The 22,226-nt window shown below is 58.5% G+C and carries 21 protein-coding genes and 1 tRNA gene; 15 read left to right on the top strand and 7 right to left on the bottom strand.

The window, feature by feature from the left end; all coding sequences use genetic code 11:
- Window positions 1-11 precede the first annotated feature (11 nt).
- A complete protein-coding gene (locus ACO05M_RS03260; protein ID WP_421867704.1) occupies window positions 12-908 on the bottom strand; it encodes a LysR substrate-binding domain-containing protein in 897 nt (298 codons plus the stop codon).
- A gap of 216 nt (window positions 909-1,124) precedes the next feature.
- Here ACO05M_RS03260 and ACO05M_RS03255 point away from each other — a divergent pair, with 216 nt between their 5' ends.
- Both ACO05M_RS03255 and fghA read left to right on the top strand, forming a co-directional pair.
- Window positions 1,125-2,243 (top strand): S-(hydroxymethyl)glutathione dehydrogenase/class III alcohol dehydrogenase, encoded by a 1,119-nt coding sequence (locus ACO05M_RS03255; protein ID WP_243633860.1) that lies wholly within the window; start codon window positions 1,125-1,127, stop codon window positions 2,241-2,243.
- A gap of 68 nt (window positions 2,244-2,311) precedes the next feature.
- Window positions 2,312-3,154: an S-formylglutathione hydrolase gene (fghA, locus tag ACO05M_RS03250; RefSeq protein ID WP_421867701.1), complete on the top strand. Its 843-nt coding sequence runs from the start codon at window positions 2,312-2,314 to the stop codon at window positions 3,152-3,154.
- Between the two features lie 3 nt (window positions 3,155-3,157).
- Here fghA and ACO05M_RS03245 read toward each other — a convergent pair whose 3' ends face one another.
- The 5 genes from ACO05M_RS03245 to ACO05M_RS03225 all read right to left on the bottom strand — a co-directional run bounded on the left by ACO05M_RS03245 (window position 3,158) and on the right by ACO05M_RS03225 (window position 8,307).
- Entirely contained in the window at window positions 3,158-3,880 is a 723-nt protein-coding gene (locus tag ACO05M_RS03245) for an NYN domain-containing protein (RefSeq protein ID WP_421867698.1), read from the bottom strand.
- A gap of 50 nt (window positions 3,881-3,930) precedes the next feature.
- Window positions 3,931-4,809 carry an EamA family transporter gene (locus tag ACO05M_RS03240; protein ID WP_421867695.1) on the bottom strand — a complete coding sequence of 293 codons (879 nt, stop codon included), beginning with the start codon at window positions 4,807-4,809 and terminating at the stop codon, window positions 3,931-3,933.
- Window positions 4,809-5,570, bottom strand: coding sequence for an ABC transporter permease (locus ACO05M_RS03235; protein ID WP_421867692.1), 762 nt, complete (start codon window positions 5,568-5,570; stop codon window positions 4,809-4,811). The genes ACO05M_RS03240 and ACO05M_RS03235 overlap by 1 nt, the downstream gene beginning before the upstream one ends.
- Window positions 5,567-6,493 (bottom strand): ABC transporter ATP-binding protein, encoded by a 927-nt coding sequence (locus ACO05M_RS03230; RefSeq protein ID WP_421867689.1) that lies wholly within the window; start codon window positions 6,491-6,493, stop codon window positions 5,567-5,569. The genes ACO05M_RS03235 and ACO05M_RS03230 overlap by 4 nt, the downstream gene beginning before the upstream one ends.
- A 137-nt stretch (window positions 6,494-6,630) precedes the next feature.
- Window positions 6,631-8,307 (bottom strand): diguanylate cyclase domain-containing protein, encoded by a 1,677-nt coding sequence (locus tag ACO05M_RS03225; RefSeq protein ID WP_421867686.1) that lies wholly within the window; start codon window positions 8,305-8,307, stop codon window positions 6,631-6,633.
- Between the two features lie 442 nt (window positions 8,308-8,749).
- Here ACO05M_RS03225 and ACO05M_RS03220 point away from each other — a divergent pair, with 442 nt between their 5' ends.
- Window positions 8,750-10,735, top strand: a complete 1,986-nt coding sequence (locus ACO05M_RS03220) for an HDOD domain-containing protein (protein ID WP_421867683.1) — start codon at window positions 8,750-8,752, stop codon at window positions 10,733-10,735.
- 102 nt (window positions 10,736-10,837) lie between these two features.
- Window positions 10,838-11,623, top strand: coding sequence for a helix-turn-helix domain-containing protein (locus tag ACO05M_RS03215; protein WP_421867679.1), 786 nt, complete (start codon window positions 10,838-10,840; stop codon window positions 11,621-11,623).
- Between the two features lie 83 nt (window positions 11,624-11,706).
- On the opposite strand, the gene ACO05M_RS03210 is transcribed toward ACO05M_RS03215, so the two are convergent.
- Window positions 11,707-11,782: transfer RNA gene (locus tag ACO05M_RS03210), tRNA-Phe, on the bottom strand.
- Window positions 11,783-12,030: 248 nt separating this feature from the next.
- Here ACO05M_RS03210 and ACO05M_RS03205 point away from each other — a divergent pair.
- From ACO05M_RS03205 to ACO05M_RS03155, 11 genes are read left to right on the top strand one after another with little or no spacing between them, the layout of a single operon-like run.
- On the top strand, window positions 12,031-12,879 hold the full coding sequence (locus ACO05M_RS03205) for a hypothetical protein (RefSeq protein WP_421867676.1): 849 nt from the start codon (window positions 12,031-12,033) through the stop codon (window positions 12,877-12,879).
- Complete coding sequence (locus ACO05M_RS03200; RefSeq protein ID WP_421867673.1) at window positions 12,879-13,481, top strand: PilN domain-containing protein; 603 nt, start codon at window positions 12,879-12,881, stop codon at window positions 13,479-13,481. The genes ACO05M_RS03205 and ACO05M_RS03200 overlap by 1 nt, the downstream gene beginning before the upstream one ends.
- Window positions 13,474-14,148, top strand: coding sequence for a hypothetical protein (locus ACO05M_RS03195; RefSeq protein WP_421867670.1), 675 nt, complete (start codon window positions 13,474-13,476; stop codon window positions 14,146-14,148). The genes ACO05M_RS03200 and ACO05M_RS03195 overlap by 8 nt, the downstream gene beginning before the upstream one ends.
- Window positions 14,141-14,488 carry an MSHA biogenesis protein MshK gene (locus ACO05M_RS03190; protein WP_421867667.1) on the top strand — a complete coding sequence of 116 codons (348 nt, stop codon included), beginning with the start codon at window positions 14,141-14,143 and terminating at the stop codon, window positions 14,486-14,488. Before ACO05M_RS03195 ends, ACO05M_RS03190 begins: the two co-directional genes overlap by 8 nt.
- The gene (mshL, locus tag ACO05M_RS03185; protein WP_421867664.1) at window positions 14,489-16,078 is read left to right on the top strand and encodes a pilus (MSHA type) biogenesis protein MshL; all 1,590 of its coding nucleotides are present in this window, start codon (window positions 14,489-14,491) and stop codon (window positions 16,076-16,078) included.
- A gap of 46 nt (window positions 16,079-16,124) precedes the next feature.
- Window positions 16,125-16,316, top strand: coding sequence for a hypothetical protein (locus ACO05M_RS03180; protein WP_421867661.1), 192 nt, complete (start codon window positions 16,125-16,127; stop codon window positions 16,314-16,316).
- Complete coding sequence (locus tag ACO05M_RS03175; protein ID WP_421870641.1) at window positions 16,265-17,029, top strand: ExeA family protein; 765 nt, start codon at window positions 16,265-16,267, stop codon at window positions 17,027-17,029. The genes ACO05M_RS03180 and ACO05M_RS03175 overlap by 52 nt, the downstream gene beginning before the upstream one ends.
- Window positions 17,026-18,546, top strand: coding sequence for a tetratricopeptide repeat protein (locus tag ACO05M_RS03170; RefSeq protein WP_421867658.1), 1,521 nt, complete (start codon window positions 17,026-17,028; stop codon window positions 18,544-18,546). Before ACO05M_RS03175 ends, ACO05M_RS03170 begins: the two co-directional genes overlap by 4 nt.
- 2 nt (window positions 18,547-18,548) lie before the next feature.
- A complete protein-coding gene (locus tag ACO05M_RS03165) occupies window positions 18,549-20,369 on the top strand; it encodes a GspE/PulE family protein (RefSeq protein ID WP_421867655.1) in 1,821 nt (606 codons plus the stop codon).
- A complete protein-coding gene (locus tag ACO05M_RS03160) occupies window positions 20,356-21,600 on the top strand; it encodes a type II secretion system F family protein (protein WP_421867653.1) in 1,245 nt (414 codons plus the stop codon). The genes ACO05M_RS03165 and ACO05M_RS03160 overlap by 14 nt, the downstream gene beginning before the upstream one ends.
- A 10-nt stretch (window positions 21,601-21,610) precedes the next feature.
- Entirely contained in the window at window positions 21,611-22,132 is a 522-nt protein-coding gene (locus ACO05M_RS03155; RefSeq protein ID WP_421867651.1) for a prepilin-type N-terminal cleavage/methylation domain-containing protein, read from the top strand.
- The last annotated feature ends 94 nt before the right edge of the window (window positions 22,133-22,226 follow it).

Raw genomic sequence — 22,226 nt, 5'->3', positions numbered from 1 at the left:
ATTAATCGGTGCTAGGACGATGGCGGTTGGGCCTGCTGTTCAGCCAGTTGCTCGGCCAGAAAGTCCAGCAGCAGGCGCACCTTCGGGGATAGCTGGCGGTTATGGGGGTAGAGCGCCCAGATCCCCTCGCCCGGCGGCTGGTATTGGGTTAACAGGGCCACCAGCAGGCCCCGGTCGAGGCTGTCGGCGACATAGTAGTCGGGCAGTTGGACGATACCGATACCCTTGAGGGCCGCGTCCAGCAGCGCCCGACCGCTGTTGCAGCGCAGGTTGCCCTTGAGACGGAGGGTGCGCTCCCGGCTGTTTTCCTGAAAGCGCCAGTGATCCAGGGTGCCCTGCAGGCAGTTGTGCCGTTCCAGCTCCGACAACGAGTGGGGCGCGCCTCGGGCGGCCAGGTAGTCGGGAGAGGCACAGACATACTGGGTTCTGGAGCCCAGCCGTCTGGCCATCATGCTGGAGTCGGTCAGCTTACCGAGGCGGATCGCCAGATCAAAGCCCTCCTCGACCAGGTCGAGGCGCTGGTTGGTCAGGTTCAGCGACACCTCCAGCTCCGGGTACTGGACCAGGAAGCGATTGATCAGCGGAGCCAGATTGCGCTCGCCGTAAGTGACCGGAGCGGTCAGCTTCAGTTTACCCCTCGGCGTCTGTTGAACGTTGGTGATCGCTCGCTCGGCCTCGTCGAGTCCGTCCAGCAGCTGGCGGCAATGCTGGTAGTAGGTGGTACCCAGCTCGGTCACCGAGACCTTACGGGTGGTGCGGTAGAGCAATTTGGTCGCCAGCCGGGTCTCCAACGCGGTGACCTGGCGGCTGACCTGGGCTACTGAAATGCCGAGTCTGGCAGCGGCGGCGGTAAAGCTGTGGGTCTCGACCACCGCGACAAATTCGTTGATCCCTTCCCAGTTCGACACCCGAATTTCTACCTATTATTGCTGGTTGGTAAAAGTGTTTTACATATTAGCCTGATTATCTCTTTTGGGGTAATACCTATAATCGATTCCAATCGCTGGGGCAGTTGGAAGAGCTGGGACGTTTATGACAGTGTCGTTGGCTGAACTCCCCTCGCCTATTTCTTCAGAGGCTCCTGTCGACCCAACCTGTTACGAGGATCGAATCCGATGACCGATATCATCAAATCCAAAGCTGCCATCGCCTGGGGCGCCGGCCAACCGCTATCCATCGAAGAAGTGGATGTGATGCCACCCAAAGCCGGCGAGGTGCGGATTCGTATCGTTGCCACCGGTGTCTGCCATACCGATGCCTTCACCCTGTCCGGTGAGGACCCGGAGGGTATCTTCCCCTGCATCCTCGGCCACGAGGGTGGCGGTATTGTTGAGTCCGTCGGTGAAGGGGTGACCAGCGTCCAGGTCGGCGACCATGTGATCCCGCTCTATACCCCCGAGTGCGGCGAGTGCAAATTCTGTCTCTCCGGCAAGACCAACCTGTGCCAGAAGATCCGCGAGACCCAGGGTAAGGGCCTGATGCCCGACGGCACCACCCGCTTCTACAAGGACGGCGAGCCGATCTACCACTACATGGGCTGCTCCACCTTCTCCGAGTACACGGTGCTGCCGGAGATCTCGCTGGCCAAGGTTAACCCCAGCGCGCCGCTGGAAGAGGTTTGTCTGTTGGGCTGCGGTGTCACCACCGGTATGGGCGCGGTGATGAACACCGCCAAGGTCGAAGAGGGCGATACCGTGGCGGTCTTCGGCCTCGGTGGTATCGGTCTGTCGGCGATCATCGGCGCCACCATGGCCAAGGCCGGGCGCATCATCGCCATCGATATCAACGAGAGCAAGTTCGATCTGGCCCGCAAGCTGGGTGCCACCGACTGCATCAATCCGCAGCAGTACGATCGACCGATCCAGGATGTGATCGTCGAGCTGACCGACGGCGGGGTGGATTATTCGTTCGAATGTATCGGCAACGTCAACGTGATGCGCTCGGCGCTGGAGTGCTGCCACAAGGGCTGGGGTGAGTCGGTCATCATCGGGGTTGCCGGTGCCGGTCAGGAGATCTCCACCCGGCCGTTCCAGCTGGTTACCGGCCGGGTCTGGCGCGGTACCGCGTTCGGCGGCGTCAAGGGTCGCTCGGAGCTGCCGGAGATCGTCGAGCGTTACATGAACGGCGAGTTCAAGCTCGATGATTTCATCACCCACACCATGGGGCTGGAAGAGATCAACGACGCGTTCGACCTGATGCACGAAGGCAAGAGCATCCGTAGCGTTATCCACTACGATAAGTAATCAGCCAAGCCGGTTTGCTGCTGCAGTCACCCCTGCAGCAGCAAACGTTGAAGAGGAAGGATGCATCGATGAGTATTGAAAACCTGAGCTGCAACAAGAGCTTTGGTGGCTGGAACAAGCAATACAGCCATGACTCCAGCGCCCTGAACTGCCGGATGCGCTTTGCCATCTATCTGCCACCCAAGGTGGCCAGTGGTGAGCGGGTGCCGGTGTTGTACTGGCTCTCCGGGCTGACCTGCACCGACGAGAACTTTATGCACAAGGCCGGCGCCCAGCGCATCGCGGCCGAGTTGGGACTGGCGATTGTCGCCCCCGACACCAGCCCCCGTGGCGATGAGGTCGCCAATGACGAGGGCTACGATCTGGGCCAGGGCGCGGGCTTCTACGTTAACGCTACCGAGGCGCCCTGGAACCGTCACTACCGGATGTACGACTACATCACCGACGAGCTGCCCAAGCTGATCGAGGCCAACTTCCCGGTCACCGATCAACGGGCGATCTCTGGACATTCGATGGGCGGCCACGGTGCCTTGATGATTGCGCTGCGCAACCCTGAACGTTACCGCTCGGTTTCGGCCTTCAGCCCGATCAGCAACCCGCTCAACTGCCCTTGGGGCCAGAAGGCGCTGAGTGCCTATCTGGGCTCAGATCAAGCGGCTTGGCGTGATTACGATGCCAGCGTATTGATGCGCCAGAGTGAGGCTAAAATCCCGGCTCGGGTCGACCAGGGCGATGACGATGAATTCCTGGCCGAGCAGCTCAAGCCCGAAACCCTCGAGGCCGCGGCCAACGCCAACGATTACCCGTTGGAATTGCACCGTCATCCGGGTTACGACCACAGCTACTTCTTTATCGCCAGCTTTATCGAAGCGCATCTGCGCTTCCATGCCGGGCATCTGGGATTGGAATAGAGACTATGAATCAGGAATGGTGAACATGGAGGTTGAACCATTTCCCCGTTGTCTTTGTGCGACACGGATCTCTTTACCAAAGGAGGTTAAGAGATCCTTTAGATTGGCTTTACCAAAAGTTCTGGGATCAAAGTCAGGTCGCTGACGTTTAATCAATTGACCTGCCTGACTTAATAACATCCAACCTTCGTCATCAGCATGTTCTCGCCAAGCCTTAATGATCAGTCTTTTTATCTGATTAAGATCCAGGTCGGGACTTTCGGACATGCTCTCGCTTGGAGTATCACCAAGAACTTCTGTGAAAACGAAGTCATCGCAAGCATTTCGGAATGAAATAGGGGTTTTCTTTTCCCCGAAGCCAAAAACATAAATCTCCGACTGTTTAAGCCGTGATGCGAGACTTGTGAAATCACTGTCGCTACTGACAATGGCAAAAGCATCAAAGCGCTCTGTGTAGAGCAGATCCATTGCGTCGATGATCATGGCTCCGTCTGTAGAGTTCTTACCGACTGTGTAGGCAAACTGCTGACAGGGTTGGATTGCATGCTCATTGATAGTCGTGCGCCAGTTTTTGAGTTGATCTGCTGACCAGTCCCCATAGGCACGCTTGACGACGATGTGTCCGTGGGCGGAAAGCTCATCCAATATATGCGTTATCTTGGTTCGTTGAGCATTGTCAGCATCGATAAGTACTGCAATTTTCTTGTGTTGGTCTAAGTCTTTCATGACGTTTTCATAAGTCCTTTTGCAATGGATTGAGGATAGATCGGTTGCTCTTACCAATTAAGCAGCCGACGGCCGAACACATTGATCAGCAGCCCGGTCATGATCAGGGCGATTCCAGCAGCCTTAATCAGGTTGAGGGTCTCACCCAGCAATAGCCAGGCGCTGATCAGTCCTACCACCGGTACCAATAGCGTCAACGGGGCCACTTGGGAAGCCGGGTGATGCTTGAGCAGATAGGCCCAGCTGCTGTAACCGAACAGCGTCGCCACAGCCGCCAGATAGATCACCGCCAGCACCGACTTTATCCCCATATTGGCCAGGCTCTGGCTGATCAGTTGTGGCCCTTCGAACCAGTAGGACAGCAGTAGAAACGGGATCGGCGGGATCAGCGCACTCCAGGCCACCAGGCTCAACAGGTTAACCGAGCCGAGCTGGCCGATCTTGCGGTTGATGATGTTGCCCATCCCCCAGCAGGCTGCGGCGGCCAGGGTCAGGGTAAAGCCGATCAGGGTCATATTGCCGGAGCCGCTCTGCAGCGCCAGTATCACCAGCCCGATACCGGCCACCAGCAACGCCACCACTTGCTGGGCCTGCCAGCGCTCGCCCAGAAACAGCAGCGCGAAAAACAGCGTGAAGATCGCCTGTGATTGCAGCACCAGCGAGGCCAGTCCGGCGGGCATGCCCAGGTGCATGGCGCTGAACAGCAGCGCGAACTGACCGAAGCTGATGGTCAGGCCATAGGCCAGCAACCACTTCAGCGGCAGCTTGGGCGGTCGGATAAACAGAATCGCCGGAAACGCCACCAGGGCGAAACGTAGCGCGCCCAGTAGCATCGGCGGCAGCTCATCCAGGCCCCACTTGATCACGACAAAGTTGATCCCCCAGGCCAGCACCACCAGCAGGGCCAGCCCCCAGTCCCGATGACTCATCAGCTGCGAATTCGGTAGCCGGAGCGGAAGATCCAGGCCACCACGGCCAGGCAGATCAGCATAAACAGCGCCGTCATCGACAGGCTGATACCGACATGGATATCGGCGATGCCGTAGAAGGCCCAGCGGAAGCCGCTGATCAGGTAGACCACCGGGTTAAACAGCGTCAGCGTCTGCCAGGGTTCGGGCAGCATGTTGATCGAGTAGAAGGCGCCGCCGAGGAAGGTCAGCGGGGTGATCACCATCAGCGGGATCACCTGCAGTTTCTGGAAGTCGTCGGCCCAGATGCCGATGATGAAGCCGAACAGACTGAAGGTGACGGCGGTCAGCACCAGAAAGGCCAGCATCCAGAATGGATGGACGATGCTGTAATCGACGAAGATCCGTGCGGTGGCCAGAATCAACAGCCCCAGCAGGATCGACTTGGTTGCCGCCGCGCCGACATAGCCGGTGACGATCTCGAACGGTGATACCGGCGCCGACAGCACCTCGTAGATGGTGCCGGAAAACTTCGGAAAGAAGATCCCGAACGAGGCGTTGGAGATACTCTCGCTCAGCAACGACAGCATCACCAGCCCGGGAATGATAAAGGCGCCGTAGCTGATGCCGTCGATCTCGCCCATCCGCGAGCCGATGGCGGTGCCGAAGACAATGAAATAGAGCGAGGTCGATAGCACCGGCGAGGCGATACTCTGCATCAGGGTGCGCCAGGTCCGTGCCATCTCGAACCGATAGATCGCCCGAATACCGTAGAAATTCATTGCTTCTCTCCCTTCACCAGACCGACGAAGATCTCCTCTAGCGAGCTCTCGTGGGTGTGCAGATCCTTCACCTCGATGCCCTGTTGTGCCAGCAGCGGTAGCAGCTCGGCGATGTGGCTCGGTTGTTGGCTGTCGTAGTTGTACAGCAGCATGCTGCCCTGCTCGCACAGCTCCAGTGAGAAGCCATCGAGCTGCTCCGGCAGTTGCTCCAGCGGGGTTTGCAGATGCAGCCGTAGCTGCTTCTGGCCCAGTTTGGCCATCAGTTGGGTTTTCTGCTCCACCAGCATCAGCTCGCCGTGGTCGATCACGCCGATCCGATCGGCCATCTCCTCGGCCTCTTCGATGTAGTGGGTGGTCAGAATGATGGTGACGCCGCGCTCGCGTAGCTGCCGGACCATCTGCCACATGTCCTTGCGCAGCTCGACATCGACCCCGGCGGTGGGCTCATCCAGAAACAGGATCTCCGGCTCGTGGGACAGCGCCTTGGCGATCATCACCCGGCGCTTCATTCCGCCCGACAGTTCGCGGATCTTGGCGTCCTTCTTGTCCCACAGTGACAGCTGCCGCAACAGTTGCTCGATATAGTCGGGGTTAGGGGCCTTGCCGAACAGACCGCGGCTGAAGCTGACCGTGGCCCAGACGCTTTCGAAGGCATCGGTCGACAGCTCCTGGGGAACCAGGCCGATCAGTTGCCGGGCATTGCGATAGTCACGCAGGATATCGTAACCGCCAACTTTGACCTGGCCCTGGGTCGGATTGACGATACCGCAGATGGTGCTGATCAGGGTGGTCTTGCCGGCGCCATTGGGCCCCAGCAGCGCCAGAATTTCGCCCTGTTGAATCTGCAGGTCGACCGAGTTCAGGGCGCGGAAACCGTTGGGGTAGGTCTTCCCCAGTCCTTCGATGGTGATGATCGGTTGCACAGGAGTTCCTTGTGGCTGTGGCGTGGGACTGCTCGATAGTAGCAGCCGGGCCGTATCCTAGCTTTAGTTTTTCCTTCAAGAGCAGCGGTTATCGCGGGTCGTCGCAACCCCACGAAGCTGTTGTGGAGGGATGATAATCAGGCGTTGGGATAACCCTCACCGGCGGAGAGTCCCGCGTAGTCGTGGCCTGCAAAGGCGATGCGGTTACGACCGGCCTGTTTGGCCTTGTACATCGCATGATCCGCTTTATGCAGCAGTGATTCCGGTGTATTGGTCTGGGTGTCGGCAACGGCGATACCGATACTGGCGCCGATACTGATCAAGTGACTTTCGATCTGAAACGGCTGTTGCAGGCTTTGCAGGATCTTTTCGGCGAAGCCTTCGACATGTTCCAGCTTCTCGTAAGGACCGAGCACGATAACAAACTCGTCGCCGCCGTAGCGGGCCACGGTATCGGCCTCCCGGGTGGCTTCGGTCAACCGCTCTGCCACGGCTTTGAGCAGCAGATCCCCGATACTGTGGCCCAGGCGGTCATTGACCGGCTTAAAGCGGTCGAGATCCAGAAACAGCAGCGCCGCCTGCTCCTCCCTCCGGCGTGAATCCGCCAATCGCATCTGCAGCCGGTCCATCAGCAGGGTCCGGTTGGCCACCCCGGTCAGGTCGTCATGGCTGGCAAGGTGGCGGATCTTGTTCTCGATGATGACCCGCTGGGAGATCTCGTCGGTCAGTTCGCGAGTCCGTTCGGCGACTTTTTGTTCCAGATCTTTTCTGGCCGACAACACATCTTTGGCCATATGGTTAAAGGAGGCGGTCAACTGCTTCAGCTCTTTCGCCCCGGTGGCTTCGATTTCGCTGACCTTGGCCTCTTCCCCCTGGGATAGTTTACGGGCGGACTCGGTCACCGCCATGATCGGCCCTGCAATGATTCCGGCCAGCCACCAACTGATCAAGGCGGCCACGGCAACGCCCAGCGAGGAGATCGCCAGCGCGATCATCCTGACATCGCCGGCTTTGTCGACCAGCTCTTGATAAGGCTGGGGAATCATTACCCCCCAACCGACATCAGGGACCGGGGCGTAGCCGGCGATCATATCCGCCTTCATGGCCGGAGAGTGGAAGGTGGTGACACCGGTTTCACCGGCCATCATCAGCTGGACCGCGGAAACCTTCGAGATGTCTTTCATGGCCAGACGCCAGTCAGGCTTGGGGTGCGCCAATACTCGCCCGTCAGCATCGACGATGGCGGCATGGCCCTTGCGGCCGAAGGAGACTTTCTGCTGCACCTCGATAATGAAGTCTGTTGCCAGCCCGGCAATATAAAAACCTTGGTTATCTGCCCGGCGATGGAGCAGATAGAGCATCGGCTCGCCGTTGGCACTCCGCTTGATCCCGCTGAACAGGATGCTGTCGGGACCGGCGTCGGTGGCCCTATCCAGGTCGGCTGCAAGGTTTGAGAACGGCTCGGCGGGGAGCGCGTTTTTATCACCAACGATCAGCTCGACGGATTTTGCCTTCGAGTTAAGGCCCGCCATAACCCGGATATCCATGCTGGCCAGCAGCTCGTCCAGATGTTGGGGAAGGGAGGCCTGCTTGCTCAGAACATCGGTGGAGAGCCGGAAGCTTTCACTGACGTCGGTGACATAGCGCGATAACGCGCCGGTCAGGTTCTGCGCCAGCAGCAGATGCTTCTCACTGACGGCGTTAATCTCCTTCTCCAGGGCGGAGTTCTGCACCCAGTAGGTCAGGAACAACACCGGTACCAGGGAGACCAGCGTGAAGGCAGCAAACAAAATATAACGAATTCGTATGTTCATACGTCTGGACGAACCCAGCGCCTTGATTGGCGATCATTCCTCAACAGGCTCCGGCCTGGCTGAAGTAAAGCGTAGCGCGACGGCGTTTAAATATTCGGGAAAATAGTCACCCGTACACCGGTCTGTCCCTGACGAAGCGGCTTTCGTGGTCAAGTATAGTGGCTGATCGACACTGAGCGGCTGGAGAGTGACACCTTCGAGCGCCTTGAGATTGCAGAAACCGAAGGTGAACCTCGACCGGCGGAATGGGTCAGACTGGTCTCGGCGCTTGGATTACAGCCGTCAAAGTCGCTTCTGTGCTGCTCCAATTATGATGTACATCATAGAAACGCCGACCACCGCCGATCTCTTAGCAACTTCATTTCAGGATGTTGCTACTTTAATAGCTCACAGCGTCTAAGTATTGGAACCTTGAACTGGCTGAGTTGCAGGTATTTCGTTAATGGATGAGCAACCATACCTCCCCGATGAAGATCAGCTCTCTTCTGTACTGAAGACCGAGCTGATCGATCTGCCGCCATTTCCGGCCATCGTGACCCGGTTGTTGGAACTGACCAAGGATCAAAGCGGCAGTATTGGCGATCTGGTCCAGGTGGTGGAGACGGATCCCGCCATCACGGCCCGTCTGTTACGGATTGCCAACAGCTCCTACTACAGCTTTCAACGCCAGATCTCCACCGTGCGCGAGAGCATCATCGTACTCGGCTTTAACGAGGTCCGACGGCTGGCGCTTAATCTGACGATCCATCAGAAACTGGTCAAACGAAGCCATGGCTCCCTGTTTGATCAGTTGTTCTTCTGGCGCCATTCGTTGGCGGTCGCGATCATCGCCAAGAAGCTGGCCGATGAGACCCAGCTGGTTGATCCTGAAGAGGCCTATGTGGCGGGGCTGCTGCACGATATCGGCAAGTCGCTGCTCGAACAGCACGGTAAGATCAGCTACAGCGAGTTTCTGGAATACATCGATGATCAGCCCGGCGTGGCCCTGGAAGAGGAGCAACGCATTCTCGGCGCAAGCCACGATGTGATCGGGGCACTCTATGCCAGCCACAGCGCGCTGCCCGAGACGCTGGTCAATGCGATCCTGTTCCACCATCGAATGGTTCCGGCCGATCTGGATCGACAGTCCACCAACCTGGTGGCCATCGTCGCACTGGCCGACTTTATCGCCTGGAGTCACGGCTTTGGATCGGTGATGAAGCCCCGCTCCATGCTCCTTCCCCCCTATATCCAGCAGATTATCGATATCAGAAAGCTGAATCTGGATCGGCTCGTCACCCACATGGATAAGGAGATCCGGGCGGCGGCGGAGATCTACCATTTTCAATTACCGCAGCCCTCGGAGCTGCGGGTGAGTCTGTTGCGGCTTAACATCGATCTGGCGATGAGCAATGGCCAGAGTACCGGATTCAGTGCTGATCAGGCCGAACGCGAGTCCGGGCCGGTGGAAGCGCACGGGTTGATGCTGATTCCGCACCGCTCTCTCGATCGCACCGAGATCATTAATTCCACACTCCGTGAACTGGTTGCCGAACTGAAGCTGCCGCAGATTGGACTGTTGTTGGTCAATAGCGGGGAGCGGCAGTTGATGCTGCAGAACGTCTGCGTCGCCGGCGAGCCGGGAACGCGACAACACCAACTTGGGATCAACCTCAACAGCAGTGACGCCATGCTCGGTATCCTCAGGGAGGGCAAGGTTGGTACGCTGTCCGGGGAGAGTGACGACGAACAGCAGTTGCTTTCGACACTGCAGTCGGAGGCGCTGACGCTGGTGCCGGTTACCGGCAAACACCATGTGGTTGGAATGCTGGCCCTGGCCCATGACAGCGGGACCACCCTGGCCGAGGATCTGGTCGATATTTTGGTCAGGGTCGGGCAGGAACTTGGCATCGCGTTGGAGCATGCCAAACAACTGGCCGACTCCTGCGATAAGGCGGAGCGCGACGGCTTAACCGGACTGCCAAACCGCGCCATGATCGATCGGGTGCTGGCTCAGGAACTGCGCCAGGCGGAGCAGACCAATCAAGCGCTTGCCGTGGCCATGATCGATATCGACTTCTTCAAGAAATTCAACGACACCTTTGGTCATGCCACCGGCGATGCGGTATTGAAGCTGGTCGGCAAGGTGCTGCGGCAGGGAACCCGCGAAGGCAATTTTGTGGGACGTTACGGCGGCGAAGAGTTTTGCGCCATTCTACCTGGGGTGACCCCGGAACAGGCGCTCAACTACTGCGAGCGGTTGCGCCACTCGGTCGAAAAGATCGGAAAATTTCTTGGCCGCCGCTTCGATGGGCAGTGCCTTACCATCAGCCTCGGCGCCGCTATCTATCGCGAAGGTGATGACGAACGCAGCCTGCTCGACCGGGCCGACCAAGTCCTCTACAAAGCCAAGCAGACCGGTCGAAATCGGGTCGAAAGCCTGTTCTAGTCCACCCATCCGTGCGAGTTCAGGTATCGGCGAATCGGTTGCATCGGTCAAACAGCCCCCTACAATTGATGCTGTTATCTCGACCAAGGATGCGTCATCGCCATGCTCAACCATCGTTCACTGCTGATCATGTATCTCGGCGCCGCCCTGGTCGGAGCCAGCGTCGGCGTGTTGATTCTGTTTCCCGTCAACGAATTTGTGTTCTATCACGAGTTCAAGATGACTCATTCCTCCGGTTTTGCGTTCGCCGGTGACCAGCTGTTGTCCGCTCTAAAAGGCGAGACCCCGTTAAAAACGCTCTTCTATGCCTTGATCGGCGCCCTATTAGGGTTGGGCAGCGCCTTGATCTATTCACGATTTCATCGGCAATTGGCGCAGGTTCAACAGCTTAGCCAAGCCTTGGCCAAGGATATCGAAAGGCTTATCGGTCAGGGTGAAAGTGCCGAGCTGGAATTCAAGTCCTCAATGCGCTGGGACTATCGCAAAAATGCTGCCAACAAAGAGCTTGAGTTCGTCATTCTGAAGTCCATCGCCGGGTTTCTAAATGGCCGCGGAGGCACGCTGTTGATCGGAGTTGACGATGATTCCAACATCTTGGGACTGGAAAAGGATTTTGACACCCTCAGACGCAAAGATACCGATGGTTTCGAACAATTCTTAATGACCGCCATCACTAATCAACTGGGTACCGAAATGTGCCAGTACTGCAATGTTATTTTCCATGACATTGAAGGGCAGACGGTTTGCCGAGTCGTGATCGGGCCATCACCGAAGCCGGTCTATCTGAAAAAGTCGGGAGATACCAAGTTCTACCTACGTTCCGGTGGTGGAACCCGCGAGTTGAATGTTCAAGAAGTGATGGAGTACGCACCGAGTCGCTGGAAATAACCCAGTCCATACAGCTTCGGCGAGGAATAGCCTGCGGCCAGAAACAACAAAGGCCTGCGTGATTTGCAAGCCTTTATAAGAGATGGTGCCCGGAGGCGGAATCGAACCACCGACACGAGGATTTTCAATCCTCTGCTCTACCAACTGAGCTATCCGGGCAACGCATTGAAGGCGCGTATTAAACACGGCTCGGAACGGAGAGTCAATACGTCTTTTTTGACGCCTTAATCCGGGTGCTCAAGTGTCGATATTCTGGCGCTATTATAGTAATTGGGGGGCCACTATGTTAATAAATAGGCAATTACTTTCAGGGTGATAGCAGGAAGAAGGGGAACGCTCTGTTTAGCCTATTCTCGAACCGAAAGTCGGCTCGTGGAAGGGTCGGCTTGGCGCTGAATGAGTCGGGTTTGGCGCTCGCACATTACGACCACCGCAAACCCAAACCGCTGCGTTGCCAGCAGCTGGATGGCTGTCGCCTGGATAATCCCGAGCCTCTGAAGTCCGCAGTCGCACAGCTGGGGCTCAGTGGGGCGCCGGTCAGCTGGGTATTGAGCCCGAAAGACTACAATCTGCTGCTGGTCGAAGCTCCCGCTGTTGACGAGGCCGAGATGGCCGAGGCCCTGCGTTGGCGGGTCAAGGACATGCTGTCGTTCGATATCGAGCATGCGGTGCTGGATTACTTTGAACTATCCGAGGACGCTTACCGTGGTCGCAGCCGGATGCTGTACGTGGCGGTGATTCAGCAGTCGGTATCGGATCGGATCGAATCCCTGGTCAATGGTGCCGGATTAACGCTGAAGACGTTGCTGATCCCTGAGTTGATGCTGGTCAGGCTCAAACAGTTTGAGGGAGAAACCCTGGCAACCGCCGTTTTAGGGCTGCAGTCTCCCTATAGTCTGATCAGCATGGTCAGTGAAGACTCACTTTATTTAACCCGTCAAGTCGACTCCGATGCTTCGTTGTTGTCTCCCGATGCCGATGACATTGAATCCCGTGCCAGCGGCCTGGTACTCGATATTCAGCGTTCGCTTGACTATTACGAGAGCCAGATCGGCAAACCCCCCTGCCTGCGCCTGCTGGTATGCCCACAACAGCCCGGAGAGACACCGTTGCTGGGCCAGCTGCGTTACAACCTGGCGGTCGAATTGGTTCAGCTGGATTTGGGTGAGCATATTGAAAGTGAAACCCCGTTGACCCCGCAGCTGCAGAGTCAGGCGATGATGGCCATTGCGGCGGCCCTGCCGGAGGCGGTGTGATGAAGCAGCAGATCAATCTGTATGTGAAGCGCGAAGCGGTTAAGGTGCCGTTCTCGGCCACAACCTGTCTGCTGATTCTGGTGGTGTTGACGCTGGGGCTGACCACGATCAATTTTGTGGAGCAGAACAAGCGTAGTCAGGCGAAACAACAGCTGACCCAGATGCAGCAGCAGAAGGCTACGCTGCAACAGCAGCAGGCCAAGCTACGTGCCGCGAACAAGCCGAAGCCGGAGTCGGCCGAGCTACTACAGCGGGTCGACAGGCTGAAACAGCAACTGGATCAACAGCGGCGTTTTGGCGAGCTGTTGGCCCGGCTGGCGCCGCAGCAACAGGGGTTGTTCTCGAGTCTGCTGACCGGTCTGTCCGAGCAGGCACTGGAGGGCGTTTGGCTTAGCCGGATTCAAACCAGTGACAACGGTCGTCGGGTATCGCTGCAGGGCTATACCGGCCATGCCGAGTTGGTGCCCAAGTACCTGAAAAAGCTGGGTAATGCGCCGGCTTATCGGGGCACACACTTTGATCAGTTCGAGCTGGGGGAAGCGCAGCGGGGGTTGAGCTTCAAGGTCAGCGGCACGCGCGTCGGAGGTCAGGCCGATGGATAAACTGCGCGCCTGGGCGGCCAAGTTTGATGCCCTGTCACTACGGGAGCGATTGCTGATTCTGGTCACCCTGGTGGTGGCTGTGGCGTTGCCCGGGTTCACCTACCTGATCGAACCGGCCCAGAAGGAACAACTGACGCTGGTGTTGAAGGCTGACAAGCTGAAGATCGAGTTGGCCGAGGCCCAGGTTGATCTGCAACTGGTGAAGGCGATCAAGACCGAGGATCCGAACCAAGCGTTGCAGGAAGAGATCGATCGGCTTCAGCGACTACTGGCCCAACGCGGTGAGGAGCTCAAGCAGCGCACCGCGACGCTGGTGCCGCCGGATCAGATGATCGATCTGTTGCAGCAGATTCTGGCGCGTCAGCCCGGTATCCGGTTGCTTGAAGCGCGTAAGGAGGCACCGCAACCGGTCAATCTGACGGCTCCGGGTTCTGAAGCCACCTCAACCAACAATGAGGTGACTCAAACGTTGCTCTATCGGCATGATCTGGCGTTACAGCTCGAAGGCGGTTTCTTCCAGATACAGCGTTTTTTGAAGGCGCTGGAAGGGGCGGAAAGCTCCCTGTTCTGGGACAGCCTGGATTATCAGGTGGATAACTATCCGAAGGCGACGTTGCAGCTGAAGCTCTACACCCTCAGTACAACGAAGGAGTGGTTAGGTGTTTGAACGACGCCATTGGTGCATTGGGGTGCTGTTGTTGGGGTTGTTGCCGCTAACCTCGGTGCAGGCGGCGGTTGATCCGACCCGGCCACCCAGCAGCGTGAGCGCCGAAGCCGGTCAGGTTTTACCGGCACAGCGCTGGAAAGTGCAGTCGATTCGGATCGGCAACGGTGAAGCCCGCGCGGTGGTGAACGGCGTATCGGTGCGCGTCGGGCAACGGATTAAAGGTGCGACAGTGACGTCGATCAAGCCGGGAACGGTGGTTCTGCGGCAGGGGGGACAGCGGGTTCAGTTGCGACTGGGCGCGTCGACGACGATTAAGAAGAATATTCGGGACAGTAAGTAAATGAGGGGTTTAACCGCAGGTATTGTCGGAATCGCGCTGGTTTTGAGCGGTTGTCAGAGCTGGCAACCCACCACCGGAGCCTCGGCCCAGCAGGATGGTGTGCTGGCGCTGGAGCAGGCGCTGGAAGACAACCGTAAACTCGAAGCGCAGTTGCAGACGCCCCCGGCCGACGTGATGCAGGCGCTGCTGCCGCCGTTGCAGCTGCAGGGCTTGGATGACGGCGAGGCGGTACGCTTTGATCTGAGCGCCCAGAATCTGGACGCCCGCAGTTTCTTTATGGATCTGGTTCGCGATACCCCCTACAACATGGTGGTCAGCGAGGGCATCGGCGGTCGCATTTCGCTGGAGCTCAAGAACGTCAGCGTCGAAGAGGTGATGCAGACCGTTCGTGAGGTGTACGGCTACGAATACAAGCGCCAGGGCAATCTCTATCAGGTGATACCGGCGCGGCTGGAAACGGCGATGTTCCAGATCGACTATCTGAACGTCAACCGCCAGGGCGATTCCGATATTCAGGTCAGTGCCGGTGCGGTCAGTCAGAGCGGTGAAGACAATGCTTCGGAGCGGATCGTCGGTACCCGGATCAACACCAAAACCAGCACCAACTTCTGGGGCCAGGTGCAGCAGACCCTCAGCGCCATTATCGGCGATGGCGAGGGGCGTTCGGTGGTGATTTCGCCCCAGGCGGGGATGGTTGTGGTCAAGGCGCTGCCCAGTGAACTGGAGACCGTGGCCGATTATCTGCAGCAGGCGCAACTGACCCTGCAACGGCAGGTGATTCTGGAAGCCAAGATCCTTGAGGTCCGTCTCAGCAGCGGCTTTCAGGCCGGGGTTGACTGGCAGGGGGTGATCCGCAACAGCAGCGAGAGCAGCGGCAATATCACCATCGGGCCATCCGCAGAAACGGTGACCAACCCCGATAATATCGACGGCGTGTTCGGGATCAACTTCAACTTCACCGACTTCAACGCGATGATCGAGCTGTTGGAGCGCCAGGGCCAGGTGCAGGTGCTGTCGAGTCCCCGGGTGGCGACATTGAACAACCAGAAGGCGGTGATCAAGGTCGGTACCGACGAGTTTTTCGTCACCGATATCAGCACCACCACCACGACCGGCACGGCCACCACCACCACGCCGGATATCGAGCTGACGCCGTTTTTCTCCGGTATCGCCTTGGATGTGACGCCGCAGCTGAGCGACAGCGGTGAGATTATTCTGCATATCCATCCGTCGATCAGTGAAGTGACCGATCAGCAGAAAAATATCGTCGTCGGCACCGACACCTTCCAACTGCCGCTGGCGCAGAGCACCATCCGCGAGTCCGATAGCGTGGTGCGGGCCAGCAGTGGCCAGGTGATTGTGATCGGCGGCCTGATGCAGACCGTCAGCGATGACCGTTCGGCCAAGACCCCGGTTCTGGGAGATATCGACGGGGTCGGTAGCCTGTTCCGGCAGGAGAAGCAGGGGACCCAGAAGAGCGAGCTGGTAATCCTGCTCAAGCCCACCATTGCGGGCACCGAGGCCTGGCGCAACAACCTGCAGCAGAGCCTGGATAACTTTAACAACCTGTATCACCGAGAAGGGTTGTGAGCTTAGGGCCTGCTTGCAGGCCCGGCGCAGATAGGCGATCAAGCGCATGTACCAGCAATTTTTCGGACTGAATGAACTGCCGTTCACGCTGACTCCGAACACACATTATTTTTTGAATTTGCCGACCCACCAGGAAGCGCTGAACCTGATTCTGGTGGCATTGGAGAACGGTGACGGTTTGTCAAAATCGTCGGTGAAGTCGGCACCGGCAAAACCCTGCTGTGCCGCAAGGTCCTGAATGCACTGGACGAGGACTGCATCAGCGCCTACATCCCCAACCCTTATCTCAGTGCGGATGGCTTCCGGATGGCCTTTGCCCGTGAGCTGGGACTGGAGCTGGATACCCTGAAGGGGAGCTTCGATCTGCTCGAGCGGATCAACCAGCGGCTGGTGGAGCTGGTCGCCGAGGGCAAACGGGTGGTGCTGATCGTCGATGAAGCGCAGGCGATGCCGGAAAAAACCATCGAAGCGCTGCGACTGCTGACCAACCTGGAAACCGAGACCACCAAGCTGTTTCAGGTGGTGTTGTTCGGCCAGCCGGAGCTGGATGAACTGCTGGGGCAAAGCTCGTTGCGTCAGTTGCTGCAGCGGATCACCTTCTCTTACCGGCTGCGTCATTTAGACCTGGAAGGTACCGGTCAGTATCTGCATCACCGCTTGACCCTGGCCGGCTACAACGGTGTGCCGCTGTTCGAGGCCCAGGCGGTGAAGAAACTCTGGCAGGCGTCGGCAGGAACTCCGAGATTGATCAATATCCTGGCCCATAAGGCGCTGATGGTGGCCTACGGCAAGGGTGACCGGCGCGTCAGTGCCGCCCAGGTCGTCACCGCGGTGGATGATACCGAAGGGGTGAGACTCCAGAATAGCACCAAGCCGAGGCTGTGGTTGGCGGGCTTGGCGATGCTGGCTGTTGGCCTGTCCGCCGGGCTGGTGCTGGGAGGCCTGCTGTGAGCCTGGTCAATGATATGCTGCGCGATCTCGATCAGCGCCGGCAGCAACCAGGTGAGGGCTCCGCTGGCGGTGCATCCATTGCTCCGGCACCGACCCTGACCCAGTCCCAGCCGAAGACCCGCTGGCTGCCGCTGATACTGCTGTGCCTGGCGGTGGGACTGGCCGTGCTGGGTTTATGGCTCTACGACAACCCGCAGCTCTGGCGTGATGCGCTGCCGAGCACGGTAACCGATACGCCGTCTCAGGCGGTTAAGCCGCAGCAACCGGCGCCTCAGCTCGCAGCGCCTGAACCCCAGGCTGAGCCGCAAGCTGAACCCCAACCTGAATCGAAATCTGAACCCGCTTCGGCGTCAGTCCATACCCCTGTTCAGGCTGATCCGGTGGCCACGCCGGATCAACCACAACCGGTGCGCCTGCTGAGGTCCAGTTGGCTGGCCGAGGAGAATCGTGTTCGACTGGCGTTGGAGCTGAATCAGGCGCCGCGACAGCAGGTCCAGCTAAGTACCGAGCGTAGTCTGCAGTTGCAGCTGGGCCGGATTGATCTGCCTGCCGCCTCAACGACGGATTCCGTGCTGGCGGCATCGCCGGTCGAGTGGCTGCGGGCCCAGTTGCATCAGGGCGATCAGCTGTCACTGCAGCTGGATAGTCGAACCCAAGCCCAGTTCGAGGTCAGTGCCCAGCCGATCGCCTCAAGCGAGGGAGGATATCGTCTGCTGGTGATGGTCAGCCGCGCGCCGATACCGCCCAAGCCAGCCCCGATCGCGACGACGTCTGAACCGAGCTCTGAATCGGCCCAGCCGAGCAACACCGCGGTGGAATCGGTACGGCCATCGAGTCGGACAAGAGAACCGCGGCAAACCACGGATGCCGTTGCCTCTGCTGACCAGGCTGAGGTTTCGCCGGCGGAGCCGATCGCCGTGGCACCGCTGAGTAAACGTCAGCCCCAGAGCCCGGCGCAGCGTGATCGCTCCCAGGTGGCCAAGGCCCGTGCTCTGATCGGCTCCCGTCAGATCAGCCGGGCGATCGATCAGCTGCAGACCTTTGTGGCCGAACAGCCCGAAGCCAATCGCAGTCGGGCGCTGCTGGGAACGCTGTTGATCGGCACCGGACAGCTCAACCGGGCGGAGCAACAGGTTGATCAGGGCTTGGCATTGAGTCCTGCCGATGTGGGACTGAAGAAACTCAAGGCAAGGCTGTTGATGCAGGCGCAGGCGCTGAAAACGGCTATTGGACTGCTTCAGGCGGATCAACCGGCGGTCAATGCCGATGCCGAGTACCACCAGATTCTGGCGGCGGCGCTGCAGGCCGACGGCCAGCACCAACAGGCCGCCGAGACCTACCATGGACTGCTGCGGGTGCGCTCCGATGAACCGGCCTGGTGGATCGGGCTGGCACTGTCGTTGGAAGCCCTCGAACAGCCGCAGCAGGCTCGTCAGGCCTACCAGAACGTGCTTCAGATTCCCGATCTGAAACCGGCATTGGCAAAATATGTCACCCAGCGATTGAACAGACTCTAACTATGGCTACTGGAAAGAAAATTCGGATCGGGGACCTGCTGGTTCAAAACGGCGTTATTACCGAACCGCAGCTGATGGAGGCACTGGGTAAGCAGAAGCAGACCGGCCAGAAGCTCGGCCGTACCCTGATCGCGCTGGGGATGGTCACCGAAAACCGCTTTATCGAATTCCTGTCCCAGCAGCTCAATATCCCCTCGGTGGAGCTGAGCCGTTACGAGTTTGACCAGAAAGAGGTGCTGCGGCTTTCGGAAGCCCACGCCCGTCGCTTCCGGGCGATAGTGTTGAAGGAGCACCCGGATCATTTCCTGATCGGCATGGCCGATCCGATGGATCTGTTTGCGTTTGACGAGCTGCAGCGACTGCTGGGTAAATCGCTGAAACAGGCGGTGGTGTCGGAGGCACAGCTGCTCAGCACCCTGGATCTGCTCTATCGCCGTACCGAAGAGATCTCCAGCCTGGCGGTCGAGCTGGACGAAGAGATCGCCGAAGATGCGTTTGATATCGCCGATATTGCCGCCACCGATGACTCCGAAGTACCGGTGGTCAAGCTGCTGCAGAAGATCTTCGAAGACGCGGTGCAGGTGCGTGCCTCGGATATCCATATCGAACCGGACGAGAAGGTGCTGCGCATTCGCCAGCGGATCGATGGTGTACTGCAGGAGCATGTGGTCAACGAGCGCCGGGTCGCCAATGCGCTGGTACTGCGCCTGAAACTGATGGCCGAGCTGAATATCTCCGAAAAACGCCTGCCCCAGGATGGCCGCTTCAATATCAACGTCAAGGGCCGCAACCTCGACGTGCGGATCTCGACCATGCCGATCCAGTACGGCGAATCGGTGGTGATGCGTCTGCTGGACCAGTCCGCGGGCACCATCGGGCTCGATAAGGCCGGTTTGCCGGCCGACGTTTTGGCGCGCTTCCGCCGGATGATCCACCAACCCAACGGCTTGATTCTGGTCACCGGTCCGACCGGTAGTGGTAAGACCACCACCCTGTACGGGGGGCTGATGGAGCTGAACGATCCGGCCAAGAAGATCATCACCGTCGAAGACCCGGTGGAATACCGTCTCGATCGGATCAACCAGGTCAACGTCAACCCCAAGATCGGATTGGACTTTGCCACGGTTCTGCGGGCCAGCCTGCGTCAGGATCCGGATATCCTGCTGGTGGGTGAGATCCGTGACCATGAAACCGCCACCATCGCGATGCGGGCGGCGATGACCGGTCACTTGGTGCTATCCACCCTGCACACCAACGATGCGATCAGCTCGGCGATGCGACTGATCGATATCGGTATCGAGGGCTTTATGGCGGCCACCGCCCTGCGAGGGGTCTTGGCCCAGCGGCTGGTGCGGCGGATCTGTGTTCACTGTAAGCAGGATTACTGCCCCACTCATAGCGAGCAGAGTTGGCTCGAGGACGAGTTGGGGGTTGAAGGGGCCCAACTACAGCTGTTCCACGGCGAGGGCTGTACCTACTGCAACAACACCGGTTACAGCGGTCGGATCGGTATTTTCGAGCTGTTGGAGATCGACGATGTGATGAGCGATGCGCTGCGGGCTGCCGACACCGCCGCTTTCGCCCACAGCGCGCGGCACTCCGATGGCTTCAAGACCCTGGCCCAGAGCGCGCTGGAATATGCTCGCCAGGGCGTCACTACCTTGGAAGAGGTGTTCCGCGTTACCGAGCAGATGGAGGGAATCGTCAGCGATATCGCCGAGAGCCGGGCGGCGCAGCCGACTGAAACCAGCGCAGGCAGTGGCTGGAGTCTTGAACCACTGGATTCGGGATCAGGGCTAGGATCGAGCGATGCCCCAGTTTAGTTTCAAGGGCCGAAACGCCAGCGGTGAGCTGGTCTCCGGCAAGCAGGAGGCCGCTTCAGCCACTCAACTGGCTAACCTGTTGGCGGAGAAGCATATCACCCCGATTGCCATCGAGCCGGCTAAGGGCAGCGCCAAAGATCAGCAGGACAAAAAGTCCGGTGATATCGAGATCCGCATGCCCAAGTTTATGCAGCGGGTAGCGCTGGATGAACTGATAATTTTCAGCCGCCAGATGTACAGCCTGACCAAAGCCGGCGTGCCGATCACCCGCGCTATTCGTGGCCTGGCGCTGTCGGTGCGTAACCCGCTGTTAGGCGAGATTCTCAATGCGATCGCCGATGACCTGGAGCAGGGGCACAGCCTGTCCAGCGCCTTCAGTAAACATCCCAAGGCCTTCTCCAATCTTTATGTCAGCCTGATCCATGTGGGGGAGAACACCGGTAACCTGGATCAGGCCTTTGCTGAAGTGGCCAAGCATCTGGAGCTGGAACGCACCACCCGTAAGAACATCAAGTCCGCCACCCGCTATCCGTTGTTTGTCATTATCGCGCTGGTCGGCGCGATGTTTGTGATCAACCTGTTTGTTATTCCGGCGTTTGCCGGGGTGTTCAAGAGCTTGGGGGCGGAGCTGCCGTGGCAGACCCAGCTGTTGATCTCGATTTCTAATTTCACTATCGACTACTGGTATCTGATCTTCGGTTTCCTGACCGTCGCTCTGGTGGCCTTTCTGCGCTATATCCAAACCGATAATGGCCGTTTTCGCTGGGATCGTTCAAAACTGAGATTGCCGGTGGTAGGCAGTCTGTTTTATCGCATTATCCTGGGTCGTTTCTGCCGTACCTTCGCGCTGGTGATGCGCGCCGGTATACCGATCGAGCAGGGCTTGGCTATCGTGGCCGGAGCGGTGGGAAACCGTTATATAGGCGACAAAGTGCAAGGGATGCGTCGCGGTATCGAGCGCGGTGAGAGCTTTACCCGGACAGCCCAGCAGGCCGATATGTTCAGTCCGCTGGTGCTGCAAATGATGGCGGTGGGCGAAGAGACCGGTGGCGTTGATGAGCTGCTGGAGGAATCGGCCGACTTCTACGAGCAGGAGGTGGAGTACGATCTGAAAGGCCTGGCCAGTGCGATCGAACCGATCCTGATCGTTGCCATCGGCATCATGGTGCTGGTGTTGGCGCTGGGTGTGTTCCTGCCGCTGTGGGAACTCAACTCCTCGGTCAACCGCTAAGGGAGCAAGGATGCAACCGGGTATAAAGCGACGGCAGAGCGGCTTCTCACTGCTGGAATTGGTGGTGGTCGGACTGGTGATTCTGGTGGTCGCTACCGCCAGCTATCGCCAGTATATGAATATCGTGGTGGACGCTGAGAAAGCCGCGTTTAATGGTGTTCGGGGCTGGCTTCAGGCCGGGGTCAATCTGGCCATGAGCGATGCAATCAGCGGCCGCGCGGGCCGTCGGCTGGAGGATCTGGATGGCACCAACCCGATTGAATTGCTTGATAGCGCAATGGTGCCGCCGAGTAACTATCTGGGGGAATTGAGCGGTTTGGCCGTGCAGCAGGCCAAGCCGGGTAATTGGTATTTCGACCTCGATCAGCGGGCGCTGTTTTACCGTTTCCGCTATCGTGAAGCGATGCAGGGGTTTGAACAGGCGCCGGATGATCGGGTCGGTTTCGAGTTAAAGCTGTTGCGGAGCCGGGCCGATAACCCTAATAACCGAGATCAACAGACGCTGCGATTGGAGTTTATCCCGTTGTACTAGGGAGTATAATCGCTTGAGTCTGAATCATTTTTTGTGTCAGGGATTGACTAACCGAGTAACTAGAGTACCGTTTCCGTTAGTGGTTTTGACGGCT

The sequence above is a fragment of the Motiliproteus sp. genome (assembly GCF_965230735.1).
In the GTDB taxonomy this organism is placed as follows: Bacteria; Pseudomonadota; Gammaproteobacteria; order Pseudomonadales; family Balneatricaceae; genus Motiliproteus.
The sequence above is the reverse complement of the archived record's forward strand: the minus strand, read 5'-3'. Positions and strand labels throughout refer to the sequence as shown.